The organism is Streptomyces sp. AN091965 (assembly GCF_022698285.1).
Taxonomy (GTDB): Bacteria; Actinomycetota; Actinomycetes; order Streptomycetales; family Streptomycetaceae; genus Streptomyces.
In genome coordinates, this window is the sequence record NZ_JALDMY010000001.1 from 4,444,422 (window position 1) to 4,467,808 (window position 23,387).

The 23,387-nt window shown below is 73.0% G+C and carries 19 protein-coding genes; 12 read left to right on the forward strand and 7 right to left on the reverse strand.

The genetic code is table 11. The features are described from left to right. Positions 1 to 191: 191 nt before the first annotated feature. Both MQV74_RS18585 and MQV74_RS18590 read left to right on the forward strand, forming a co-directional pair. Positions 192 to 725 (forward strand): flavoprotein, encoded by a 534-nt coding sequence (locus MQV74_RS18585; protein ID WP_242719108.1) that lies wholly within the window; start codon positions 192 to 194, stop codon positions 723 to 725. Beyond that, positions 722 to 1,393, forward strand: a complete 672-nt coding sequence (locus tag MQV74_RS18590; protein ID WP_242719110.1) for a nucleotidyl transferase AbiEii/AbiGii toxin family protein — start codon at positions 722 to 724, stop codon at positions 1,391 to 1,393. The genes MQV74_RS18585 and MQV74_RS18590 overlap by 4 nt, the downstream gene beginning before the upstream one ends. Before the next feature lie 42 nt (positions 1,394 to 1,435). On the opposite strand, the gene MQV74_RS18595 is transcribed toward MQV74_RS18590, so the two are convergent. The 3 genes from MQV74_RS18595 to MQV74_RS18605 all read right to left on the reverse strand — a co-directional run bounded on the left by MQV74_RS18595 (position 1,436) and on the right by MQV74_RS18605 (position 5,198). Beyond that, entirely contained in the window at positions 1,436 to 2,659 is a 1,224-nt protein-coding gene (locus MQV74_RS18595; protein ID WP_242719112.1) for a DegT/DnrJ/EryC1/StrS family aminotransferase, read from the reverse strand. Positions 2,660 to 2,661: 2 nt separating this feature from the next. Next, the gene (locus MQV74_RS18600) at positions 2,662 to 3,873 is read right to left on the reverse strand and encodes a GNAT family N-acetyltransferase (protein ID WP_242728821.1); all 1,212 of its coding nucleotides are present in this window, start codon (positions 3,871 to 3,873) and stop codon (positions 2,662 to 2,664) included. Positions 3,874 to 4,208: 335 nt separating this feature from the next. Next, on the reverse strand, positions 4,209 to 5,198 hold the full coding sequence (locus MQV74_RS18605; RefSeq protein WP_242719114.1) for a DUF1648 domain-containing protein: 990 nt from the start codon (positions 5,196 to 5,198) through the stop codon (positions 4,209 to 4,211). Positions 5,199 to 5,426: 228 nt separating this feature from the next. Between MQV74_RS18605 and MQV74_RS18610 the strand changes: the two genes are divergently transcribed. The 3 genes from MQV74_RS18610 to MQV74_RS18620 all read left to right on the forward strand — a co-directional run bounded on the left by MQV74_RS18610 (position 5,427) and on the right by MQV74_RS18620 (position 10,293). Beyond that, complete coding sequence (locus MQV74_RS18610; protein WP_242719116.1) at positions 5,427 to 7,352, forward strand: transglycosylase domain-containing protein; 1,926 nt, start codon at positions 5,427 to 5,429, stop codon at positions 7,350 to 7,352. 28 nt (positions 7,353 to 7,380) lie between these two features. Then, on the forward strand, positions 7,381 to 8,307 hold the full coding sequence (locus MQV74_RS18615; RefSeq protein ID WP_242719118.1) for a MerR family transcriptional regulator: 927 nt from the start codon (positions 7,381 to 7,383) through the stop codon (positions 8,305 to 8,307). Between the two features lie 321 nt (positions 8,308 to 8,628). After that, complete coding sequence (locus tag MQV74_RS18620) at positions 8,629 to 10,293, forward strand: hypothetical protein (protein ID WP_242719120.1); 1,665 nt, start codon at positions 8,629 to 8,631, stop codon at positions 10,291 to 10,293. Positions 10,294 to 10,409: 116 nt separating this feature from the next. On the opposite strand, the gene MQV74_RS41185 is transcribed toward MQV74_RS18620, so the two are convergent. Further along, entirely contained in the window at positions 10,410 to 13,148 is a 2,739-nt protein-coding gene (locus tag MQV74_RS41185) for a D-alanyl-D-alanine carboxypeptidase (protein ID WP_242719122.1), read from the reverse strand. A 178-nt stretch (positions 13,149 to 13,326) separates the two neighbouring features. On the opposite strand from MQV74_RS41185, the gene MQV74_RS18630 reads away from it, so the two are divergent. From MQV74_RS18630 to MQV74_RS18640, 3 genes are all read left to right on the forward strand, one after another. Continuing rightward, complete coding sequence (locus tag MQV74_RS18630; RefSeq protein WP_242719124.1) at positions 13,327 to 14,109, forward strand: GOLPH3/VPS74 family protein; 783 nt, start codon at positions 13,327 to 13,329, stop codon at positions 14,107 to 14,109. A 620-nt stretch (positions 14,110 to 14,729) separates the two neighbouring features. After that, positions 14,730 to 15,587: a helix-turn-helix domain-containing protein gene (locus MQV74_RS18635; protein ID WP_242719125.1), complete on the forward strand. Its 858-nt coding sequence runs from the start codon at positions 14,730 to 14,732 to the stop codon at positions 15,585 to 15,587. 254 nt (positions 15,588 to 15,841) lie between these two features. Further along, on the forward strand, positions 15,842 to 16,051 hold the full coding sequence (locus MQV74_RS18640) for a DUF397 domain-containing protein (protein ID WP_138960271.1): 210 nt from the start codon (positions 15,842 to 15,844) through the stop codon (positions 16,049 to 16,051). 108 nt (positions 16,052 to 16,159) lie between these two features. Here the strand turns inward: MQV74_RS18640 and MQV74_RS18645 are convergent, their stop codons facing one another. Further along, positions 16,160 to 17,014 carry a hypothetical protein gene (locus MQV74_RS18645; RefSeq protein WP_242719127.1) on the reverse strand — a complete coding sequence of 285 codons (855 nt, stop codon included), beginning with the start codon at positions 17,012 to 17,014 and terminating at the stop codon, positions 16,160 to 16,162. A gap of 74 nt (positions 17,015 to 17,088) precedes the next feature. Here MQV74_RS18645 and MQV74_RS18650 point away from each other — a divergent pair, with 74 nt between their 5' ends. The 4 genes from MQV74_RS18650 (at position 17,089) to MQV74_RS18665 (ending at position 21,584) form a co-directional block, all read left to right on the forward strand. Next, positions 17,089 to 17,874 carry an SDR family oxidoreductase gene (locus MQV74_RS18650; RefSeq protein WP_242719129.1) on the forward strand — a complete coding sequence of 262 codons (786 nt, stop codon included), beginning with the start codon at positions 17,089 to 17,091 and terminating at the stop codon, positions 17,872 to 17,874. Between the two features lie 253 nt (positions 17,875 to 18,127). After that, on the forward strand, positions 18,128 to 19,690 hold the full coding sequence (locus tag MQV74_RS18655; RefSeq protein ID WP_242719131.1) for a sodium:solute symporter family protein: 1,563 nt from the start codon (positions 18,128 to 18,130) through the stop codon (positions 19,688 to 19,690). Positions 19,691 to 19,824: 134 nt separating this feature from the next. Then, positions 19,825 to 20,811: a GlxA family transcriptional regulator gene (locus MQV74_RS18660; RefSeq protein ID WP_441349357.1), complete on the forward strand. Its 987-nt coding sequence runs from the start codon at positions 19,825 to 19,827 to the stop codon at positions 20,809 to 20,811. After that, complete coding sequence (locus MQV74_RS18665) at positions 20,808 to 21,584, forward strand: DJ-1/PfpI family protein (protein WP_242719135.1); 777 nt, start codon at positions 20,808 to 20,810, stop codon at positions 21,582 to 21,584. The genes MQV74_RS18660 and MQV74_RS18665 overlap by 4 nt, the downstream gene beginning before the upstream one ends. A 100-nt stretch (positions 21,585 to 21,684) precedes the next feature. On the opposite strand, the gene MQV74_RS18670 is transcribed toward MQV74_RS18665, so the two are convergent. Beyond that, complete coding sequence (locus tag MQV74_RS18670) at positions 21,685 to 22,803, reverse strand: ADP-ribosylglycohydrolase family protein (RefSeq protein WP_242719137.1); 1,119 nt, start codon at positions 22,801 to 22,803, stop codon at positions 21,685 to 21,687. A 104-nt stretch (positions 22,804 to 22,907) separates the two neighbouring features. Continuing rightward, positions 22,908 to 23,348: a VOC family protein gene (locus MQV74_RS18675; RefSeq protein ID WP_242719139.1), complete on the reverse strand. Its 441-nt coding sequence runs from the start codon at positions 23,346 to 23,348 to the stop codon at positions 22,908 to 22,910. Between the last annotated feature and the right edge of the window lie 39 nt (positions 23,349 to 23,387).

The window sequence follows — 23,387 nt, forward strand, 5'->3', positions numbered from 1 at the left end:
GCTGTCACCGCCTACGCTGACAGCATGTCCCCCGCCCCCAGCCCCGGGCCGCCGTGCGCCCCGCTGCGGCCGTGAGCGAGGGCATCCGCCTGGGGTGCCCTTGCGCGTGCCGGGGGCCGGTACGGGGGCGGGCACGCATGGGGCCGCAGGGCCTGTTGCGCCTGATCCGTAGGTCGGGGTGGGATGGGTGTATGACCCCTCCGACTCTGTACTTGTTCGGCTCGGCCGCGCCGCCGCTCTTCGACGTGGCGAAGGTGATCGAGGCGGCGCAGGCCGATGGGTGGGACGTCTGTCTCGGGCTGACGCCGACGGCGGCCCACTGGCTGCGCGAGAGCCTCGACGGGCTCGCCGTGCTGACCGGGCATCCCGTGCGCAGCGAGTACAGGCTCCCGAGTGAACCGGACGTCTGGCCCGGGGCCGATGTGATCCTCTTCGCGCCCGCCACCTTCGACAGCATCAACTCCTGGGCCCTCGGGCTCACTCAGGACTTCGTGGTGGGGGTCGCCGCCGAGGCCATCGGCAAGGGCGTTCCGACGGTGACGGTGCCGTGCGTCAGCGCTGCGTACGCCCGGCATCGGCAACTGGAGCGGAGCGTAGGAGAGTTGCGGGAGCAAGGGGTCACGGTGCTGCACGGCGAGGACGCCTTCGTCCCCGAGGCGGCGACGGACCGCCCGTGGGACGCCGCGCTGGACGCCGCGCGGCAGCGCCTTGCAGGCCTCGTATGAGCCCGGCCGAGCCGCGGCTCCGGCTCGTCGTCGATGTGTTGGAGGCGGGGGCCTCGTACCCGCTCGTGCTCGCGGGTGGGGGTGCCGTGCGGGCGCACGGGCTCGTCGGGGAGTTCGGTGGGGCGCTCGAGTTCGCCACCGAGAGTCCTGAGGGGATGGACGGCATCGTCGCTCTGGTGTGTACGGGGATCGAGGGGCGCGGGTGGGACGTGTGGGGGTGGGAGACGGATCCGCTGTCCGCGCGGATGGCCGTGGCCGATCCGGCCGGCGGGGGTGAGTGCGAGATCCACGTCCAGAAGGAGGCCTTCTGGCGGCCGCCGGTACTGAGCGCGTACGGGCTCGTGCTGTCCCTGGAGGACACGGTCGGCACCAAGGTGCGGGCCCTCGCCGACCGCGGCCTCGCCCGCGACCTCGTCGACGTCCGGGCCGCCGCGGACCGCTGGAGCCGCGTCGAGCTGGAGGAACTCGGCCGTCGGCACGCCCGCGACGCCTTCGACCTCACCGACCTCCACGCCCGCCTGGGCGGCACGGAGTGGATCGACGACGGGGAGTTCGCCTCCTGCGGCCTCGACGCCCGGGCCGTCGACGCCCTCCGCCGATGGGCCCAGGCGTGGGCGGACGACATCGCCGAACGCCTCCAGGAACTGGCCGCCCCGGAGGACGCGTGACGCGCCGAGCCCCCGGCGCGGCCATATCGCCCGGTCAGGGCCTCAGTTGATCGCGGGCGCGGGGCGTGCCCTCGTCGGGGTCGGGGTCGGGTAGCGGGCCGGGGCGGCGGATTCCCTGGTGAGGGCCGTGGCGATGTGGTGGGCGAGGAGCGGGTCGGCGGGCAGGACGTGGGAGGCGAACCAGCGGGCGGCCGTCGGGTCGGGGGACGGGTCGACGAACTCGGCGCCCGCGTAGTCGTCGAGCGGCGGGTCGTAGATGTAGCCGCAGACCACGCCGCGCCGGACGAGGCGGTCGACGAGCGCGTCGCGGTCGCGGACCAGGAGGGGCGCCCGGAAGAGGGCCGGAGGGCCGTCGTCGGTGGCGCGGGCGCGGAGCTCCGGCGTGGCCCAGATGGTCCCCGAGAGCTCGGCGACCCCCGCCCTGCGCCGGGTGAGCCCGGCGTCGAGCCCGGCCATGCGCAGCCCCAACTGCCCCCGCACCAGAGCCCCGTGGCGGGCCCGGTAGCCGTGCAGGTCCACCCGGACCCACGGCTCGTACGCGGACAGGTTCGGCGCCCGGTGCGCGCAGCCGGAGAGGCGGGGCGCGTGCAGGGGCATGCGGAAGGAGTCGCGTTCGAGGAGGCCGAGGCGCTGGAGGGTGCGCCACACCGGGCGCACCAGGTGCAGTCCGCGTACGGCCGAACGCGCGAGGGGGCGCACGGTCGTGTACACGTCCTCGCGCAGGCGGCCGGGGACCAGCAGGTCGTCGCGGAGCACTTCGAGCTCGCGGCGGGTCCGCGCGTCCTCGACGGCGAGGAATCCGCCCGCCATCCCCGCCACGTGCTTGGACAGGCTGAAGGCCGCCGCCTTCCCGAAGGTGCCGACGGGCCGTCCGTCCACGTGCGTGCCGATCGCGTGGGCGGCGTCCTCGAAGAGCGGGATGCCCAGTTCGTCGCAGCGCGCCTTGAGTTCGACGACGCGGTCGGGCATGCCGTAGAGGTTCGTGGTGAGGACCGCGTCCACGGAGGCCCAGGTGGCGTCGGGCACGGCGGCCGGGTCGATGTTCCCCGTCCAGGGGGAGACCGGGGCCTGCACCGGGCGCAGGCCCGCCGCGAGGACGACGAAGAGGATCACGTCGTCGTTCACCGGCGACATCAGCACCCGGGCGCCGGGCCTGCACCAGCGCCGCAGCGCGAGGTAGAGGGCCAGGCGTGCCGAGGGCGTGTAGACGCATTCGCGTCCCAGTCGCCGCGTCATCGTCGCGGCGAGCCGTGAGCCGTACGGCATCGTCACCTCTTTCGTCGAGGAGCCTGCTGAGGAGCCTGTTGGGGATCGCGCTGAGGAGGTGCCTGGGGTGCCTGGGGTGCTTGAGATGCCTGGGGTGCGTTTCGTTCGGGGCTCCGCCGGGTCTCCGGCGGCGTGCCCGTGCGCAGGGCGCCCGCCGTCTTCAGGAGGCGGTCCGCCGGGTCCCGGAGGCGGGGGTGGGCCAGGACCGTGTTCCGCAGCCCGCGCACCGGTCTGCGCCACAGGCGGTACGCCGCGGCCACCGGATGCGGGCGCGTCGCGAAGCCCTCGCCGACGCGCAGCTCGCGCGTCTTGAGCCAGTCCTTGTACTCCTTGTCGCCGCGCCCCAGGTCCATGAGCCGCACCCCGTCCCTGCGCGCCGCCTCGGCCAGGCGCAGATGCATGATCAGGCCGGGCGAGTAGTAGCGGAAGTCGGGGTCGTACGCGGTGAACCAGCACGCGAAGACCGTGCGCGACCGCGGCCCGAAGTGCGCGGCCACCGGGCGGTCGCCCGCGTACAGGACGGAGAGGACGCCGGTGAAGTGCTCGTCCCTGACCTGGGAGAAGTGCCGCACCAGGTCGACTATCCAGGGCCGCGCGAAGCGGTCCATGCGCCCCGTCCTGCGGTATTGGGCGGACTTCCAGCGCATGAGCTGGCGCAGCGGCTCGGGGTCGCGCTCGTCGAAGACGAAGCGCATCTCGCCCGCGTCGCGCCCCAGGCGGCGCTCCTTCTTCAGGGTCGTCTTGGCGATGCCCGGGTACGCGCCGCGCAGCCACTCGGGGTAGCCGACGTCGTCGTCGCCGTCCTTCAGGTCGATCACGGGCGAGTCGAACATCCCCGTGACGTACCGGCCGAAGGGCTTCTGCTCCTCCACCAGGTGGTCGAACTCGAAGGCGGAGAGCCGGCAGGCGCGCAGCAGCTCCTGGGCGTTCCAGGTGACTCCGGGGCGGTGCACGAGGGCCTGGCAGTCGGACAGGCCGAGGCCGACGGCCCGGCCCACGCCGACGGCGTTGCGCTCGTACGGGAAGAAGCCGACGGCCTCGCCGGCCTCGCGCAGGACCGCGACCCGCGCCCCGCCCCGGTGCCCGCCGATGCCGACCGCGAACTGCGGGGCCAGGAAGGGGTTGGCGTAGTCGGGCGACTCGTCCATGGCCCGGTACCAGGCCGCGCGCAGGGAGTCGGTCAGCTTCTCGGGTCTGTGGATCTCGATGTCCACGTCGATCAACCGCCCTTCTGCGCCGGTGCGGCCTCGCGGGCGACGCGCTGGACGCGGGGGCGGTGCCGCGCGGGGGCGGCGCCTCGGGCCGCGGGCGGCGGCACTCCGGAACCGGTCCGGAGTCCCTCGGCCCCGGCCTGGATCCCCTCGGCCCCGGCCCGGATTCCCGGGGCGCGCGGAGCCTTCCTGACGGATCGCACGGGCGACCCCTCCCCCCAAATCCCCCATGGCACTGTGCGCGTCATGCCCCTCCGGCGGACGGTCCTCCAACCGTTCCGACGCGGCTCAAACCTGGCGAAGCAGTACGCACCCTGTCAAGGGTGCCTGCGGTGCCGTCAGGGGTTGCGCGCGCCCGGCGCCGGGCGCGCGCCCGGCGCGTTCAGCGCGTTCAGGAGCGCCGCGCCGCGCTCCGCGTCGTCCACCGACACCGCGAAGGCCTTCCCCTCGGCCCGTACGACCAGGCACTCCCCGCCGCGCAGCATCACCGTCGTGCCGAGGCCGCTCAGGCGGTAGCCCCAGCCGCCGACCTGGCCGGGCGTGCGGTGCTCCGCGTACGCGGTCTCGATGGACTCCGGCGCCCAGCGGCGCACGGGCCAGCCGAGCGGGCCGAACGTGACCCGCAGGCCCTCGTCGGTGACGGCCGCCTCGACGGAGGCGCAGGCCAGGCAGGTGACGGCGACCAGGGCGAAGGGCGCGGCCAGCGGCCAGAGCGGGTCGGTGAGCCCGGCCACCGTCACCACGGCCGCGGCCACCGCCACCGCGCCGAAGACCGCGGCGAGCGCGTGCGTCCAGGGGCTCGACGTGCGGGACACCCAGTCGACGGGCTCGCCGGGCGCGAGCTCCGCGTGCGGGGCGGCGGCCCGCGCCGGGGCGTCCGGCAGTCGGCGGCGGGCGAGCAGCACCCCCAGGCCCGCGGCCGCCACGGCGGCCACCGCCACGGCAACGCCCCACAGGGGCGCCGATTCCGCGTCGTGCCAGTCCGCGTGGTCCACATTGGCCCGGACGATCGCCGCCTGCCCGCCGACGAGGGCCACGCCCGTGGGCAGCAGCACCGCCGCGCGCCAGGTGTCCGCCCGGCGGCCCGCGAGCAGCGTGCCCCCGGCGAGGACCGTCCAGATCAGCGCGGGGAACAGCGTCGCCGCCCACAGCGGCATCGAGTCGTCGGGGCGCGCGGAGCCGCCGCTCCAGTGCGTGGCAAGGCGGTCGGGGAGCCGGTGGGCCGCCGCGAGCGGCAGCGCGAGGAGCAGAAGCAGGGGCGCGGCGCTCGCGCCCAGGGCGCCCCACGGCCGCCGTCCGCTCCTCCGGTCCGCCCCAGCGCCGCCCACGGCTCCCCCTTGATCAGTCCGACGAGGTCACTCCCACCGTAACTCCCCGCATCCGGCCGGGGTCTGGAGAGACCCGGCACCCACCCGCGCGGCAGGGGGCAGAAACCGGCTCGCCCGATCGGACGCCATTCGTCCGTTTGTTGCCAACACGCCCTGACCTGCGGCTTGTTACGAAGAGCTGACAGCTTGACGATCAACCTCACACAGGTTTTTCACTTCTCCTCAAGCATGGGCACACACTCGGCGCGCAGCGCCAAGGACCGGCGGCGGCGCCGGCTCATCGACTATCCGCGGCGCGGCCGGCGGGGGGTGCGCCGCTGGCTGCCCTCCTGGCGGCAGTGGCTCAGCGCGTTCGGCCTGTGCGGCGGTGCCATCGGCGGGCTCTTCGCCTACGTCTACGCGGCCGTCGACATCCCCGACGAGAACGCGGCGGCGCAGCAGGAGGCCAACGTGTACTACTGGGCCGACGGCACGCAGATGGTCAGCACCGGGGACGTCAACCGGCAGAACGTCCCGCTGGACGAGGTGCCCGTGGCGGTCCGCAACGCCGCCATCGCCGCGGAGAACGCCAGCTTCTACAGCGACTCGGGCGTCTCCCCCAAGGGCCTGCTGCGGGCCGTGGGGAGCATGGCGAGCGGCGGCGACACCCAGGGCGGCTCCACCATCACGCAGCAGTACGTGAAGAACACCTACCTCTCGCAGGACCAGACGGTGACGCGCAAGGTCAGGGAGTTCGTCATCTCCCTGAAGGTGGACCGGAGCAAGAGCAAGGACGAGATCCTCCAGGGGTACTTGAACAGCAGCTGGTTCGGTCGCGGCGCGTACGGCATCGAGGCCGCCGCGCACGCCTACTACGGCATCCCCGCGCGGAAGCTGAACCCCAGCCAGGGCGCCTTCCTCGCCGCCCTGTTGAAGGGCGCCGAGCTGTACGACCCGTCGGTGAGCGCGGCCCACCACCGCCGGGCGAAGGCGCGCTGGGCCTGGATCCTGGACCGGCAGGTGGAGGTCGGGCGGATGGGCAAGGCCGAGCGCGCGCGGTACCGCACGTTCCCCGAGCCGCTCGCGCGCTCGCGCTCCACCAGCCTCAACGCCCACAACGGGCAGGCCGGATACCTCGTCGACATCGCCAACAAGTACGTCCGCCAGCGCACCGGCCTCACCGACAAGGACCTGGCCCGCGGCGGCTACCGCATCCGCACCACCTTCGACGAGCGCCGGGTGCGGCAGCTCGCCCGGGCCGCGCAGGCCGTGGCCCGCCGCGACCTCGCCCCCGAGAAGCGCGAACAGGACCGCGGTGTGGAGATCGGCGCGGCTTCGGTGCGGACCTCGGACGGGGCCGTGCTCGCCCTGTACGGCGGCGCCGACGCCACCCGGCACTTCAGCAACAACGCCGACACCTCCGGCGTCCCCGCGGGCTCGGCGTTCAAGCCGTTCGTCCTGGCCGCCGCCCTCCAGGACGGCGTCGACACCGGCAAGGGCGCCACCGGGATGACCCCGCGCCAGGCCCTGATCGAGGGCGGCCACGCCACCTATCTGCACCTGGGCAAGCAGGTCGGCTGGCACCGGATGCGGGCCGTGGCCGTGGACGCGGGGATGCTGCCCGCCAGCATGGGCCCGAAGGAGGACATGTTCGCCATCGGCACCTCCACGCCGAGCGCCATCCGGCTCGCGGGCGCGTACGGCACGCTGGCGCGCGGCGGGCTCCAGCACGACCCGTACTCGGTGACCTCCGTGACGAAGGACGGCGAGAAGATCGAGGGCCTGGAGCGGCCGCCCACCCGGCGGGCCCTGGACTCCCGGGTCGCGGGGCAGGTCGACGGCGCGCTGCGCGGGGCGGCGACCGACAGCCTGGGCCGGGTGTCCAGCACGCGCGGCCGCCCGGTCGCGGCGGGCCGCACCACCGACCGGGACCGGCTGCGGTCCGCCTGGTTCGCCGGGTACACACCCGAGGTGTCCACGGCCGTCACGCTGTTCCGGATGCGCAAGGGCGACCCGCTGCTCCAGCCGCTGTCGGGCGTCGGCGGCAAGGGGTCGCGATACGGGAACGCCCTGGTGGAGCGCGTCTGGACGGACGCGCTTCGCGGCATTGACCTTGCCCCTGGGGCAGGGTCCAGAGTCGGCCGGGCCGGGGCGTCCGCCCCGGACACCCCCTGACCCTCACACGGTCATCGAGGATTCCCCCATGGACCGCACCGACCGCACCGACCGCCCTGACAGCACCGACAGCACCGACAGCGACCGCGGCGACTGCTCCGGCAGACCCGCCGGTCTGCTGAGCATCGGCACCTTCGCCCGCCGCACCCGGCTCTCGGCGAAGGCGCTGCGGCTCTACGACCGGCTGGGTCTGCTCACGCCCGCGCACGTGGACGCGGCGACCGGATACCGCTCCTACCTGCCCGAGCAGGTCGAGCAGGCCAGGACCGTCGCGCTCCTGCGGCGTCTGGACATGCCGCTCGCGGACATCGCGGCGGTGGTCCGGCTCGACGGCGAGCGGGCCGCGTCGGCGCTCGACGGCTACTGGGCGGGCGTCGAGGAGCGGCACGCCGCCCAGCGCACCCTGGTGGGATACCTCCGCGGCCGACTGTCCGGAAGGAGTACCGCGGTGCAAGGAACGTTCGAGGTCAAGATCGTCGAGGTGCCCGACACCCCCGTCCTCAGCGAGACCCGGCACCTGGTCAGCGACGAGCTGCCGGTGTGGATCGGCACCTCGCTCGGCCGTCTGGAGCGGGCCGCCGCCGAGGAGTGCAGCGGGATCACCGGGTCGCCGTTCGTGATCTACCACTCCGACGTCAGCGAGGAGAGCGACGGGCCCGCCGAGGCCTGCGTGCCCGTCGCCGACCTGGACGCGGCCCGCGCCTGGGTCAAGGAGCGGGGCCGGGCCCAGGGCCTCACGGCCCGGGTGGAGCCCGCGTACCGGATGGCGTACGTCCGCATCACCAAGGCGCAGGTGGTCTATCCGCAGATCCTCGCCGCGTTCGACGCCGTGGAGGAGTGGATCACCCGCGAGGGGCTCGTCTGCACCGGGCCGTGCCGGGAGGTGTACTTCGCGGACTGGGACACGGCCGGGCCCGAGGACGAGGTGTGCGACGTGGCGTTCCCGGTGCGCTGACAGCCGCTCCGCACACCTCCGCACACCCTCTGTGAGCAAATACACGTGCGCAAATACAGAGGCCGTCGGCGCCGCCTCGAAAAGGCCCCTCCGCCCGCTCCCGCACGGGCCGGGGCGCCTCTGACGTGGATGTACTGCGACCGTCCGCGATCGGTCGCATACTGACGGATACCTGGCCCCGGGGTCGCTGTCCGCCAACCATTCCGCAGCGGTTAGCGTCTACTCCGAAGGAGTTGACCCCGCCAGCCGAACGGATCGCCGCCCGTGGCCTCTGCCGAACTGTCTCCGCCGACACTCTCCCGGACCCATCAGGGGAGTGACATGAGGGAGCCCTGGTACTGGCGCTACCGCTTGCCGCTGATGATCACGCTGGGTCTACTGCCGCTCTACGCGCTGTGGTGGACGGTCTTCGCGACGGGCGGCGGCGACCTCGCGGCCCAGCAGGCCTGGGCCGGCTTCGTCCGGCGCTACCCGGGCTCGGCGTACGGGCTCTTCTGGTACGGCGGGGTGCACACCGCCAACTACAGCGTCATCTCGCCGTACCTCATGGCGGCCTTCGGCGTGCGGACCGTGGCGATGGTCTCGGGCCTCGCCTCGACCTGGATGGCCGTCGCGCTCATCACGCGCGTCGGCATCCGCAGACCCCTGTGGCCCGCGATCATCGTCGGCTTCTCCCTGTGGTGCCAGGTGGTGTGCGGGCGCGCCACCTTCATGCTGGGCGTGGCCTTCGGCGTCGGGGCCGTCCTCGCCGCCTCCGGGAAGGTCGGCCGCGGCAGGCTCGCGGCCGCCGTGGCCTGCGCGGCGCTGGCGGCCATGGGCAGCCCGGTGGCGGGCCTGTTCATCGTCGTGGTGGGCGCCGCCTACCTGCTGTCGCGGGAGTGGGGCAAGGCGCTCGCCCTGATCCTGCCGCCGTTCGCCGTCGTCGGCCTCACGACCTGGCTGTTCCCCTTCGAGGGCGAGCAGCCGATGGCGTTCGTCCGGATCTTCCCGCCGGTGCTGCTCTGCCTGGTCGTCATCCTGGCCGCGCCGCCCGCCTGGCGGCTGCTGAAGCTCGGTGCCGCCGTGTACGCGGTCGGCGTCGTGCTGACCTGGATCATCCCCACGCCGATCGGCACGAACGTCGAGCGGCTCGCGGAGCTCGCGGCCCCGGCCATAGTGCTCGCCGCCGTCCTGAACCGCGACTTCCCGCGCGGACGGCTGCTCAAGCCCAACGGCAGGCCCGCCCTGATCTGGCGGCACGCCCTGCTCATCAGCGCCGTCGCCCTGTCCCTCATCTGGGTGTCGATCAAGACGACCTCCGACATAGTGGCGTACACGAAGGTGCCCACCTGGGCCGTGGAGACCGACGGCGTCGTCAAGGAGCTCAAGCGGCTCGGTGCCGACCGCACCCGCGTCGAGGTCGTCCCGGCCCGCGACCACCGCGAGGCCGCCGTCCTGTCGCCGTACATCAACATGGCGCGCGGCTGGAACCGCCAGGCCGACGTCGAGCGCGGCCGCCTCTTCTACGAGGGCCGCCCGGTCTCCGAGGTGAAGGAGGGCGCCTTCTCCTCCGCCTCCTACCGCCAGTGGCTGAACCAGTGGGCCGTCGGCTTCGTGGTGCTCTACAAGGGCGACAGCGTGCCGGACGGCGCCGCCGAGCGCGAGCACAACCTCGTGACCAGCGGGCCCAGCTACCTCAAGGAGGTCTGGCACGACGACAACTGGCGGATCTACCGGGTCAAGGACCCGGTGCCGCTCGTCGACAAGCCCGGCACCCTGGTCGCCGCCGACGGCGCCAACATGACCGTCCGCATGTCGCGGCCCGGCTCCGTCATCGTCCGCGTCGCCTACTCGCCGTGGCTGTGGGCCGAGGGCGCCTGCCTGCGCAAGGACGGCGACTTCACGCGCCTGACCGTCACCAAGCCCGGCGACGTGCGCATCGGCTCGAACTACAGCGGCCCCTCGGGTCCGCAGCCGCGCTGCGCGCCCGAGAACGAGAAGGACTGACCCGCGGTACTGACCCGCGGTACTGATCGGCGCTGCTGACCCGCGGTACGACGAAGGGGTGGGGACGGGCCTTACGGCTCGCCCCCACCCCTTCTGCTCGCGCTCCCGCGCTTCCGTCAGCCGATCCGCGTGAGCTTCGCGCCGAGGCCCGGCTCCGCGAGGTCCTTCTCCAGGGCCACCGGCACCTTGATGGCGCCGTTGGTGCCGTCGCCCACGGACAGGACGCCGACCTTCGTGCCCTTCTTCGCCGTGTGCGGGACCTTCTTGCCGCCGTCGGTGAGCTCCAGCTTCGCGGTCAGACCGGACCAGCCGACGGCCGTGACGTCCTTGGTGGTGACGACCGGCGTCTCGCCGCCGAGGCCGTCGTCGACGTGGCCGACGACCGTGCCCTTCTTCACCACCGTCTTCGCCGTGAGCGCGTCCTGACCCGCGCCGATCAGGTCCTTCACGACGTTCGTGACCTGGTCGATGTTGGCCACGCCCGGCTTGCCGAACTGGGCGAGGGCCGCGCCGATGATCACCTGGGTCTTGCCGCCGACCCGCTTCTCCGCGGCGAAGAGGATGTTGCCGCCCGCGGCCGTGGTGGTGCCGGTCTTGATGCCGATGGCGACCGTCGGGACGAGGCCGAAGTAGTTCTTCTGCTCGTCGCCGTTGACGTCCTCGTACTTCGGCTGGCGGGCGATCTCCTTGAACGTCGGGTTCTCCATCGCCACCCGGCCGAGCTTCACCAGGTCCTCGGCGGTCGACACGGTGGTCTTGTCGAGGCCGCTGGGGTCCGTGTAGTGGGTGTTCTTCATGCCGAGTTCCTTGGCCGTCTTGTTCATCTTGGCCACGAACTTCTTCTCGTCACCGCCGCTGTCCCAGCGCGCGAGCATCCGCGCGACGTTGTTGGCGGACGGCAGCATGACGGCCTGGAGGGCCTCGTACTGGGAGATCTTCTGGCCCTCGGTCACCTTGACCACGGACTCGTTCTCCGGCTTGCCCTTCTCGTAGTGGCGCTGCGCCTGGGCGTCGACGGTGAGCGTCTTGCCCTCCGTCCCCTTCTTGATGGGGTGGTCGCGCAGGATCAGATACGTCGTCATCACCTTCGCGATGCTCGCGATCGGCACGGGCTTCGGCTTGCCCGAGGTGCCGAAGGTGCCGATGCCGTCGACGTCCATGGCCGCCTGGCCGTCCTCGGGCCAAGGGATCGAGGGCTTGCCGCCGCCGAAGGAGAACGTCTCCTTGGCGGTCATGCTGAGCTTCGCGTCCGGGAGCGGACGTACGGCCTGTACGACTGCAAACACAATCGCCAGGAGCAGCACGAGCGGCGTCCAGATCTTGAACCGCCGCACGAGGGTGCGGGTCGGAGTCTCCGGAGGCGGCGGCGTGTTCGTCAGCTCGGCGAGCAGGTCGAGCGGCGGCTTGGGCGGCAGCGGCTGCTGGGTGGTCCGCTCCGCGGGCTCCGGCTTGGGCGCCTGCGCGGGAGCGGCCGGGGCCGCGGCGGAGGCGGCCGGGGCCTTGGGCGCGCCCTGCGGCGGCGCCTTCCGCTCGGGCGTGGCGCGCGGCTCGTCGAGCGGCTTCAGCGCGACGAACTTGCTGGTCCGCTCGGACTCGGCCTCGGGCTTCTCGCCCTTGCCCTTCGCCGGGCCCTGCCCGGGCTTGACGTCACCGAGCTTGAGCATGGTGGTGGGCTGGTCGACACCGCCGGAGCCGGTACCGGGGCCGGTGGGCTTGACGGCCTTGAAGACGGCGGTGGCCTGGTCCACGGGCTTGTCTTCGCCGGGCTTGGAGCCTTCCGGCTTGGCGTCGCCCGGCTTGGCTTCGTCCGCCTTGGAGTCGCCGGACTTGGCACCTTCGGGCCTGGTGCCGCCGGGCTTGGCTGCATCGGGCTTGGCGGCGCCCGGCCCGGCCGCGCCGCCCTTGCCGGCTTCGCCTGACTTCGCGTCGTCGGACTTGGCGTCCCGCGAGGTACGCGGGTCGGCGGCGGCCGCCTTGTCCTCGCCCGCCTTGCCCTTGCCCGCCTTCGCGTCGCCCGGCTTGGCGTCCGTCCGGGAGTCCGTCTGGGCGTCCCCGTCCGGTACGACGGCCTTGAACACCGCCGTCGCCTGGTCCACGGGGCGCTTACCGGACGCGGACCCGGACCCGGTGTCGGAGTCCGCGTCGGCCTCCGGCTCGGCGTCCGCGGTGGCGGCGGCGTCCTCGGCCTCGTCCTTCTTCGCCCACGACGGCACGGCCTTGAACACCGCGGTCGCCTTGTCGGCGGGCGGCTCACCCGCGTCGGCACCACCGTCACCAGAGGTCTCGACCCGCGACCGGTCGGTCCGGAACACGGCGGTGGCCGTGTCGGACTTCGGCGCGTCAGACGGGTCCGGCGCGTCGCCGGAGGTCTCCTCCGAGTCCGCCGCGCCCTCGTCGGCGCTGTCGTCCGCGCCCTCGCCAGAGGTCTCGACCCGCGACCGGTCGGTCCGGAACACCGCCGTGGCCGTGTCGGACTTCGGCGCGTCCGACACGTCCGGCGCGTCGCCGGAGGCCGTCCCCGACTCCGCCACGGCCTCGTCCGAGGCCCGGTCCGCGGCGACGGCGGCGCCCTCGTCCGCGGTGTCCACCGCCTCAGGGGAAACGTCACCTCCGGCCGGAGAACCGCTCTCGCCCTCGCCGCCCTCGGCCTTCGTGTCCGCCGTGGCGACCCAGGCCGCCACCGCGTTCCGCAGGCGCGCGTCCCCGTTGGCCGCACCCTCCGAGGGGGGCGCGGGGGGCGAGGCGGCCGCGTCGTCCTCAGAGGCGCCCCCGCCAGAAACCGTCTTCGAACTGTCGGGGTACTCGCCCGCCACCGATTCCTCCTCGTACTCGCCGTACTCGCCGTGCTTCGCCACACCGACCGAGGCCCGGACCCACTGTCCGAACCATGTACCAGTGTCCTGTGTGAGGGCTTAACCCCCGTGGTAGACGAGAACGACATACCTACTGGTTCCCGTACGTACCGCCCACGCGCTCTCGACAGACCAATGTGAGAGGGGTCACCCTGTCATTCATCCACGCGGGGAGGCATGGATGGGCAGGAGCCGCAGAACAATTCCGGAGGAGCTTCTGCTGCTCGCTTTGGACCCGGCCACGGGTACCACAGCGCAGCCGCAGTCGCTCGACCTCGGTCTGGCCGGAGCACAGCTAGTGGAGCTGGCGCTGGCCGGACGGATAGCCCCTGACGGGGATCGTATCGCCGTGGTGATGCCACGGCCGACGGGAGATCCGACTCTGGACTCCGCACTGGAGCTGCTGCGCAGGCGCGGCAGCCCGGTCCGCGCGGTCCACTGGATCGGCGGGCCCCGCCTGGGGCTGCGCCAGACCTACCTTTCGCACCTGGAGCGGTGCGGCATGGTGCATGCCGTGGCGGGCCAGATGTGCGGAGTGCTGCCGACGACTCGCTACCAGGCGACGGACACGGCGATCAGCCGGGAGATCAGGTCCCGGCTGGACTCGGCGATCCGCACCGGCGTACCGCCGGACCCGCGGACCGCGGCGCTCGCCGCGCTGGCCCACGCGGTCGGCCTCGGCAAGCACCTGTATCCGGGCAACGAGGGACGATCGTCTCGCTCCCGGCTGCGGGACCTGATCCGGCACGACCCCATGGGCGGCCTCGTGGCACACGCCGTGATGGACGTCCAGAACGGCGTGGCGGCGCAGCCCCGCCGCAGCCCCGCGACGGCGGGGCAGGGACAGCCGCAGGGCGCACGGCCGCCCGCACGCACGACGGCGAGGACGGTGACGGAACCCGGCAGGGTCCCGATGCAGCCGCGCCGGGGTGCGGGAGCCATGGCCCGCGCGGTGGCCCACTGATCGAGCGGCCACGCACGGGGAGCCGATCCCCGGGCAGCGCTGCCACGGCACAGCACAAGCAGGCACCGGCACCGGTACGGCCGCCGACACCGGCACCGGCACCGGATCCGGCACCGCGAGCGCACGGCCCGCACCGGCCGCGGCGCCCGGCACCGCAGCACGCAGCACAGGCAGCACCCGCGGCACGCGCGCTCACCCGGCGCGCACACGTACGCGGCCCCGCGTCACCCGCACCGTGTGACGCACCCCGCGCCTGAGGCGCGTCCGCACCGCATGGTGCAGACCGCACCCCAGGTGCACACCGCACCGCGAGGTGCACACCGCGCCGTGAGGCACACCGCACCACCACCAGCTCCGCGCCGCAGTCCCCCGAGACCCGGTTCGGGAGCCGCCGGTCCGTGCGGGGCCGGGCGCCGGTCACATCGGCGCCCGGGCCCCGCACGGCCGCAACCACCGCACGCGACACGCACGTTGAGAAGCACACGCGACGCCGCGGGGCGTCGGCACCCCCACAGAGCCGCCGTATCTGCTGTTTCCCAGCGGCGAGTTGCCCCTTGGTGGCACTCTGCTCCACAGCAGACACGCAATGTAGAGGCATATTTGCCGGAGGTGCACTTCCCGTGGCGTCCAACGTCAATCCCACCGTCAGGCGTCGCCGGCTAGGCCAGGAGCTGCGGCGGCTCCGTGAGCTCAAGGGCATGACGGCGGAGGAGGTGGCGGAGCGTCTGCTCGTCTCGCAGTCGAAGATCAGCCGCCTGGAGAACGGCCGCCGCTCCATCAGCCAGCGCGACGTCCGCGATCTGTGCGGGGTGTACGAGGTGGAGGACCACCGCATCGTCGACTCGCTGATGCAGATGGCCAAGGACTCCCGCCAGCAGGGCTGGTGGCACTCCTTCGGCGACATCCCGTACAGCGTGTACATCGGCCTGGAGACCGACGCCGCGTCGCTGCGCGTCTACGACCCGCAGGTCGTCCCCGGGCTGCTCCAGACCAGGCCGTACGCGGAGGCCCTGATCACCGGCGCGCTGCCGGAGACCACGCCGACGGACATCGAGAAACGGGTCCAGGTCCGCATGCGCCGCCAGGAGCGCATCGCCGCGCCGGAGAATCCGCTGCGCCTGTGGACCGTCCTCGACGAATCCGCGCTGCGCCGCGTCGTCGGCAACCGCGCGCTGATGCGCGAGCAGCTGGAGCACCTGGTCGAGCAGTCCCAGCTGCCGCACGTGACGGTGCAGGTGATCCCCTTCGAGATGGGCGCGCACCCCGGCCTGAACGGCCAGTACGCGATCCTGGAGTTTCCGGACGCGTCGGATTCCAGCGTCGTCTACATCGAGGGCGTCACCAGCGACCTGTATCTGGAAAAGGCCAATGACGTGCAGCAGTACAGCGTCATGTACGAGCATTTGCGGGCCCAGGCGCTCAATGTGGACCAATCCCGGCAGCTGATCGCCGACATCGCCAAGGACTACGCCCGCTGACCTCCGGCCGATATTCGGAAGCAGGCCTTCCGGTTATCGCCGATGCCCCTCCGGCCGCGAAACCGCCGCACGGTACACCTTTGCCGCGTCGGGACGGAAGACCCCTCTGGAATATGCCATCCGGTTGAGTGAACGAACCATCCGCCACTCGATGTTGGCGAGTAGCGTCATTCACGCCAACAGAGCAACGGCGTTGGCGTATACCGCTCTCCCGCGGGATACCGCAATTCACCAACTGCACAAACGGAGCAAACATGGCAATCCAGCAAGGCGCGTCGCCCTCGTGGACCAAGTCGTCCTACTCCACCGGGAACGGCGCGTGCGTCGAGGTCAAGTCCCCCGTTCTGCACGCGATCTCCGTGCGGGACTCCAAGGTCACGGGCGGCCCGGTCCTCGCCTTCCCGGCCGACTCGTGGAACGCCTTCGTGAGCGAGGTGCGTGAAGGGTCCCACGACCTCGGGTGATACGTGCCAGTGAAGGCAATCGCAGAGACAACCGCATAGCTCCACCCGCAGAGCCCTCTCGACTGGTCCGCCGTCCCGGCCGAGGGGGCTCGGCCCTGTCCGGGCGCGCTACCGCAGCTGGTCCACGTAGCGGTCCGTGCCCGGCACCGTCGGGACGAACGGCGCGAGCAGCTCCACGCGCCCCAGGCCCGACGCGGCCACCTCCGCCTCGCGCGCCGCGAAGCGCTCCGCCCAGCACGCGCGCGGATCGCACTCCAGGAACCACAGCAGCGTCAAGCGGGTGTCCACGCCCTCGACCTGCTTCACGTACGTCATCCGGTCGCCCGGCAGCGGCGTGGGGCGGAAGAGCGTGACCATGGCGGCGGGCGAGCCCCCGAGCGCCCGGGGCAGGTGCCGGGCGCGCAGCCATTCCAGCAACTCCGCGCGCTCCCCCGGCCCGGCGGCGTCGATCACCTCCAGGACGAGTCCCTGGTACGGGTGGTCGAGGGCGTGCAGATCGCGCGGCCCGGCGGCGCCGTCGCGGTAGACGGTCGCCTCGTGGTCCTGGAAGGCCGTGAAGACGTGCGTACGGGCCTGGTGGACGCGGCCGTCGCGGTTGAGGCGCTTGTTGATGGCCACGGTCCACTGCATGTGCTCGTCGTAGCGCCCCTCGGTGATCCAGTACGTCGACAGGTAGCAGCCCGCCGTCACCGGGCTCGCGACGGCGGACTTCTCGGGCACGCGCAGGAGTTGCAGCTCCCGGGTCGCCACCCAGCGCCGGCCCGCGTACATCCAGGGCATCGCCATCGCGCCCGCGTAGTAGTGGTCGTCCTCGTACCAGCGGTTGTACGCGAACTCGTGCCCCGGGTGCGGCTCGACCATGGTGATCAGCGCGTGCCCCGGGCGCACGCCGTAGGGCCCGACCGCGGCGAGCGCGCCGTACGCCTCGCCGGGGGCCTTCGTGGACCGGGTGTCGTCGCCCATGCCTCTCCCCTTCTTCCGCGCGGACCCATACTCTGACGCCCCGTCAGACAGAAGGCCAGAGCCGGGAGGCCCGCATGCCGCTGCTCCAGGGAAAGACCGTGATCGTCTCCGGCGTCGGCGCCGGGCTCGGCCACGAGGTGGCCGCGGCCGTCGTGGCCGAGGGCGGCAACGCCGTGCTCGGCGCGCGCACGGAGGCGAACCTCGCCAAGACCGCGGCCCTGCTGGACCCCGAGGGCGCCCGGACCGCGTACCGGCCGACGGACATCACCGACGAGGCCCAGTGCGCGGCGCTCGCGGGCCTGGCCGTCGAGCGGTTCGGCCGCGTCGACGCGCTGGTCCAGGTCGCGGCCCTCGACAGCCACTTCGGCGGCCTCCAGGACGCGGACTTCGCCACCTGGGCGGACGTCCTGGACGTGAATCTGCTCGGCTCGCTGCGCATGGCCCGCGCGTGCCTGCCCGCCCTGAAGGAGCGCGGCGGCTCGGTGGTCCTGATCGGCACGCAGTCGTCGGTGGCGGCCCCCTCGCAGGTGCGCCAGGCGGCGTACGCGGCGTCGAAGGGCGCGCTGACCTCGGCGATGTACTCCCTGGCGCGCGAGCTCGGCCCGCTCCGCATCCGGGTCAACACCGTGCAGCCCGGCTGGATGTGGGGCCCGCCGGTCCAGGCGTACGTGACGCTGACCGCGCGGGCCGAGGGCGTGCCGGAGGACGAGGTGAAGCGGCGGCTCACCGAGCGCATGGCGCTGCCCGACCTGGCCACGGACGGGGACGTGGCACAGGCGTGCGTCTTCCTCGCCTCGGACCGGGCGCGGGCCATCACCGGACAGTCGCTCCTGGTGAACGCGGGGGAGCTGATGCGCTGAGACACCCGCTCCGCGCCCGGCCCCCGGCCCGCCGCCGGGGGCTCCTTCTTCCCTCACATGGTCATGTATGTGAATGAAGGTCGCCAACTCGAACGATTTTACTTCGTCTTGACCGTGCGGGCGGTTGTCCGTGCCGCGCGGCCGAACCGACGATGAGCGGGCCCTTCCCGGCCGTTCCCGCGCCGCACGGGTGAAGTCCCCACCAGATCAGCGGAGTTGACCGAGTTCACAAGGCGGACCCCGGGAGGGGGATATGAACGGTCTCGACTGGGCCGTGCTCATCGGCTACTTCGGCGTGATGGTCGCGATCGGCGTCTGGTCCCACCAGCGCGTGGACAACGTCAGCGACTTCTTCACCGCCGGGGGCAAGATGCCGTGGTGGCTGTCCGGCATCTCGCACCACATGTCCGGCTACAGCGCGGTGATGTTCACCGGCTACGCCGGAATCGCCTACACGTACGGCGTCACGTCCTTCGTCACCTGGTCCTTCCCCATCGCGCTCGGCATCGCGATCGGCGCCCGCCTCTTCGCGCCGCGCATCAACCGGCTGCGCTCGCGGCTGCACGTGGCGTCCCCGCTGGAGTACCTCAAGAACCGCTACAACCTGCCCACCCAGCAGGCGCTCGCCTGGTCCGGCATGCTCCTGAAGATCGTCGACGTGGGCGCGAAGTGGGCGGCGATCGCGACGCTCCTGTCCGTGTTCACCGGAATCTCCCTGAACCAGGGCATCCTCATCACCGGCGCGGTCACCGCCGTGTACTGCACCATCGGCGGCCTGTGGGCGGACGCCCTGACCGAGCTGGGCCAGTTCGTCATCCAGCTGTTCGCCGGGATCGCGATGTTCGTGGCCGTGGTCGTGAAGCTCGGCGACCACGGCGGCTTCTTCGGGGTGTGGGACAGCCCGGAGCTCGACGGCCACGCCAAGCCGCTGGTCGGCCCGTACGGCACGGTGTTCCTGCTCGCCTTCCTCTTCATCAAGCTCTTCGAGTACAACGGCGGCATGCTCAACCAGGCCCAGCGCTACATGGCCACGGCCAACGCCCGCGAGGCCGCGCGGTCCGCGAAGCTGTCCGCCGTGCTGTGGCTGGTGTGGCCGCTGGTCCTGTTCTTCCCCATGTGGATGTCACCGCTGCTGGTCGACGCGGAGAAGCCCGACGGGTCGGACGCCTACGCCCTGATGACCGAACAGCTCCTTCCGCACGGCCTGTTGGGTCTGGTCATCGTCGGCTTCTTCTCCCACACCATGGCCATGTGCTCCTCCGACGCCAACGCCATCGCGGCCGTCTTCACCCGGGACGTGGCGCCGGTCCTGTCCCGCAGGGCCCGGCAGTGGACGGACCGCGCGGGCCTCGTCGCGGCCCGCCTCACCACCGTCGTCTTCCTCGGCCTCTCCATGGCGGTGGCCACCCAGGTCAACTCCCCTGCCTTCGACGACATCATCACCGTCGTCATCAAGTGGGTCGCCGGGCTCATGGGCCCCATCGCCATCCCGATGATGCTCGGCCTGCTGCGCACCTTCCGCCGCTCGGGCCCCACGGCGGCGCTCACCGGCTGGGGCCTCGGCCTGCTCGCCTTCTGGCTGGTCAACTACCCCATCAGCTGGAACGTCGACGGGGGCGTGCCCCTCCAGTACCAGGTGTCCATACCGCTGGCGGTGTCGCTGGTCCTGTACGTGGTCATCGGCTGGGTCAAGCCGGAGGACACGCCTGAGCGCGATGCGCTGATCGAACGGATCAACACGGACGGCGACGGGTCCGCCGCCGCCCTCCCCCTGCCGGGCCAGGCCGCGGCCGCGCCCTCGAAGCCGGGGCCCTAGCGGGCGTCTCTTCGGCTGCGGGGCCGTCCTGGCTGGTCGCGCCCACGCGGCGGAGCCGCAGATCGACAGGGCCCCGCGCCCCTACGGGCGCTCCTCTCGCGTGGTGGGATGCCCCCATGCCCAGCGCGAGACGCATCCTCATCGTCGCGTACGACGACGCACAGATCCTCGATGTCGCCTGTCCCAGCGGGGCGTTGGACATCGCGAACCGGTACGGGGCCGAGCCGCCGTACGAGATCGAGCTCGGCACCGTCGGCCGCGCCCCGGCGCGCAGCAGCTCCGGGATCGCCCTCGGAGCCGGGCGGAGCCTGGAGACCGTGGCCGGGCCGCTGGACACGCTGCTCGTGGCGGGCGGCGCCGGGTACGAGCGGGCGGCGGCCGACGTTCGCCTGGTCGCCCAGGTCCGGCGGCTCGCGCGCACGAGCCGCCGGATCGCCTCCGTGTGCACCGGCGCCTACGTCCTGGCCGCCGCCGGGCTCCTCGACCACCGCCGCGCCACCACCCACTGGGGCTACGGCGCCGAACTGGCCGCCCGGCACCCGGCGGTGGCCGTCGACACCGCCCCGCTGTACGTGCGCGACGGCAACGTCTACACCTCGGCGGGCGTCACCAGCGCCCTCGACCTCACCCTGTCCCTGATCGAGGACGACCACGGCCCGACCCTGGCCCGGACGGTCGCCCGCGAACTCGTCTCGTATCTGCACCGGCCCGCCGACCAGGCGCAGATCAGCATGTTCCTGGCCGCGCCACCGCCCGGCGACCGCCTGGTCCGGGACCTGGCGGCCCACATCGCCGCGCACCTCACCGAGGACCTCACGCCCGCCGCGCTCGCCGCCCGCGCGGGCGTGAGCACCAGGCACCTGACGCGCCTGTTCGCCGCGCACCTCGGCACCACCCCGGCCCGCGCGGTGCGCGCCGCCCGCACCGAGGCCGCCGCGCACCTCGTGCGCTCCAGCGAACTGTCGCTGGCCGCCATCGCCCGCCGCTGCGGCTTCGGCTCCGCGCAGACGCTGCGCCAAGCCTTCCTCGACGCGTACGGCGTCAGCGGGGACACGATGCGCAAGATGCCGGACATGCCCCGCCCGCGGCAGCCGCCCGGGCGGCAGACTCCCGGGGCATGACGCACCCCACCACCCGCCGCACCCTGCTGCGCTCCACCGCGGCCACCGCCGCCCTCGCCACCACGGGCCTGGCCGCCCGCCCCGCCGCCGCCCACGCCGACGCGGCCCGCGAGCCCGGCGCCGAGGGCCCGCGCATCGGCATCCTCCTCTACGACGGCTACAGCCTCCTCGACCCCACCGGACCCGCCGAGGTGCTCTCGCGCGTGCCGGGCGCGCGCGTCACGATGGTCGCCGAGCGGCGCGGCCCGGTCCGTACCGACACCGGTGACGTGGCCGTCGTCGCCGAGCGCTCCCTCGACGAGGCGGGCCGCCTCGACGTGCTCCTCGTCCCGGGCGCGGGCAACCGCGGTGTCATCGCCGCGATGGAGAACCAGACCCTCCTGAAGTGGATCCGCGCCACGAACCGCCGCACCCGCTTCACCACGTCCGTGTGCACCGGCTCCCTCGTGCTCGCCGCGGCCGGGCTCCTCGACGGCCGCCGCGCGACGACGTACTGGGCGTCGGCGGAGTACCTGGAGAAGACCTACGACGTGACGTACGTACCCGAACGCTACGTGGAGTCGGGGAAGTTCATCACGTCCGCCGGGGTCTCCGCGGGGATCGACATGGCGCTGCACCTTGCCGCGCGGCTCACGGACGACGACACGGCCCGCGCCATCCAGTTGGCGGTGGAGTACGACCCGCGTCCCCCCTTCGATGCGGGCGACCCGCGTCGGGCCAGTGCGGAGTCGAAGGCCCGGGCCCTCAAGCTCCTTGCCGACTCGCAGGTTTAGGTTGCCTCTTCGTCTGCGGATTTGTTGTGGCTGAGCGCGCCCACGCGGCGGAGCCGCAGATCGACAGGGCCCCGCGCCCCTACGGGGCTGCGCCCCCCTGTCACGCCCTCGGATATCTCGCCAGCCAGCCCGGGGCCGCGCCCGCCGGGCTGTGGAGGGCGGGGCCCTGGGTCATCTCCATGGCGAAGTCGTCGGCGAGTTCCAGGACGGTGGCGCGGCCCTCCAGTTCGGTGAGCCAGCCGGGGGGCAGCGCGGTCTCGCCGTGCAGCGCGCCGAGGAGGGCCCCGCACAGGGCGCCCGCCGCCGTGGAGGACGCGCCGTGGTTGACGGCGAGCCTGAGGCCGTGGCGGACGTCCTCGCCGACGAGGGCGCAGTACACGGCGGCGGCGAGCACGCCCTCCGCCTCGCCGTCGCCGATCAGCTCCTCGACGCGGGCCGCGTTCGGCATGCCCTGCCGTACGGCGCCGAGCGCGTGCCGCAGCCCGTCGGTGACGGCCTGGTGGCCCGGCCGCGCGGCGAGCAGGGACAGCGCGCGCTGCACGGCCCCGTCGAGGGACTCCCCGCGGGCGAGCCCGTGCACGAGCACGGCGTGGGCGCCCGCGGCGAGGTAGGCGTGGGGGTGCCCGTGGGTCTGCACGGCGCACTCCACGGCGAGCTGGAGGACGAGCTGCGGCTCCCACCCCACGAGCAGCCCGAAGGGCGCGGACCTGGCGGCGGCCTCCGGGCCGCGCTCGCCCGGGTTCTTGGGCACGTCGAGGGTGCCCATGCGGTCGTCGGCGAGCCCGGTGAGGCAGGCGCGGGCGGGCCCGCGCCGCGAGTACAGCCACTCCTCGCGGGCCAGCCAGCCGTCCTCCTTGCGCCGCTCGTCGGGCCCCCAGTCGCGCTGGGTCACGGCCCACCGCAGGTACGCCCGGTGCAGATCGGTCGGCGGGTGCCAGGCGCCCGTGTCGCGCCGCACCTGGGCGCGTATCAGACCGTCCACGGTGAAGAGGGTCAGCTGGGTGGCGGCGGTGACGGCGCCGCGTCCGCCGTGCGCGGGGGCGAGTTCGGTGAGGCCGTCGGCGCCGTGCGCGGCCCGGATCTCCGCCAGGGCCGCGCCGTCCACGGGCGCGCCGAGCGCGTCACCGACGGCGGCCGCGAGCAGCGTGCCGCGGACCCGGCTGCGGAAGTCCTGCTGCTCGGTGCGGCCCCACACCGAGGTGGCTGCTACGGCACTCACCGAACCCCCTTTCCCGTGCCTCGCCGTCCGACTCCGCAGCACTGTAATCGAACGGGAACGGTGGGTTCAGGGGGCAAGTGGTTTGTGCGGAAGGTGCGGTTTCCCTAGTTACCGTCGGGAGTTGGGCGGTGTTCGACGTATTCGATGACCGTGCCGTCGGGGTGCCGGGCGGTGAAGCCGGTGCCGGTCGGGACGCGGTGGGGCGGGTCGAGGACCTCCGTGCCCTCCTCCGCCGCGAGCCGGGCCAGATAGGTCTCGGCGGAGTCGATGATCAGCGTGCCGTCCGTGGCCCGGAACGGCGCGAGCGTCTCCTCGTCGCCCTCGACGAGCAGGAAGCTCCCGACGACGGCGAGCGCGAGCCGCTTCGCCGGATACGTGAACCACATGTCCCGCTCCACGCCGAGCAGCCGCTCGTAGAAGCCGGTGACGGACTCCAGGGTGCCGAGGGGCGTGTACACGCGGATGAGCGTGCGGGGTTCGGTGAACGCGGAGGAGTCGTTGACGCGGCGCCGGACAGTGGGGGTGAGGTCGGTGTCGTTGCTCATGCGGCAACCCTCGCCCCGGGAATGGACGCCGGCCAGGCA

What these genes read in the sequence shown, in the direction of transcription:
- MQV74_RS18645 (WP_242719127.1), bottom strand. Translation starts at nt 17,014, where the DNA reads ATGGGCGACGACACCCGGTCCACGAAGGCCCCCGGCGAGGCGTACGGC.
- MQV74_RS18655 (WP_242719131.1), top strand. Translation starts at nt 18,128, where the DNA reads ATGAACGGTCTCGACTGGGCCGTGCTCATCGGCTACTTCGGCGTGATG.
- MQV74_RS18610 (WP_242719116.1), top strand. Translation starts at nt 5,427, where the DNA reads ATGGGCACACACTCGGCGCGCAGCGCCAAGGACCGGCGGCGGCGCCGG.
- MQV74_RS18620 (WP_242719120.1), top strand. Translation starts at nt 8,629, where the DNA reads ATGAGGGAGCCCTGGTACTGGCGCTACCGCTTGCCGCTGATGATCACG.
- MQV74_RS18640 (WP_138960271.1), top strand. Translation starts at nt 15,842, where the DNA reads ATGGCAATCCAGCAAGGCGCGTCGCCCTCGTGGACCAAGTCGTCCTAC.
- MQV74_RS18665 (WP_242719135.1), top strand. Translation starts at nt 20,808, where the DNA reads ATGACGCACCCCACCACCCGCCGCACCCTGCTGCGCTCCACCGCGGCC.
- MQV74_RS18650 (WP_242719129.1), top strand. Translation starts at nt 17,089, where the DNA reads ATGCCGCTGCTCCAGGGAAAGACCGTGATCGTCTCCGGCGTCGGCGCC.
- MQV74_RS18590 (WP_242719110.1), top strand. Translation starts at nt 722, where the DNA reads ATGAGCCCGGCCGAGCCGCGGCTCCGGCTCGTCGTCGATGTGTTGGAG.
- MQV74_RS18675 (WP_242719139.1), bottom strand. Translation starts at nt 23,348, where the DNA reads ATGAGCAACGACACCGACCTCACCCCCACTGTCCGGCGCCGCGTCAAC.
- MQV74_RS18615 (WP_242719118.1), top strand. Translation starts at nt 7,381, where the DNA reads ATGGACCGCACCGACCGCACCGACCGCCCTGACAGCACCGACAGCACC.
- MQV74_RS18585 (WP_242719108.1), top strand. Translation starts at nt 192, where the DNA reads ATGACCCCTCCGACTCTGTACTTGTTCGGCTCGGCCGCGCCGCCGCTC.
- MQV74_RS18595 (WP_242719112.1), bottom strand. Translation starts at nt 2,659, where the DNA reads ATGCCGTACGGCTCACGGCTCGCCGCGACGATGACGCGGCGACTGGGA.
- MQV74_RS18630 (WP_242719124.1), top strand. Translation starts at nt 13,327, where the DNA reads ATGGGCAGGAGCCGCAGAACAATTCCGGAGGAGCTTCTGCTGCTCGCT.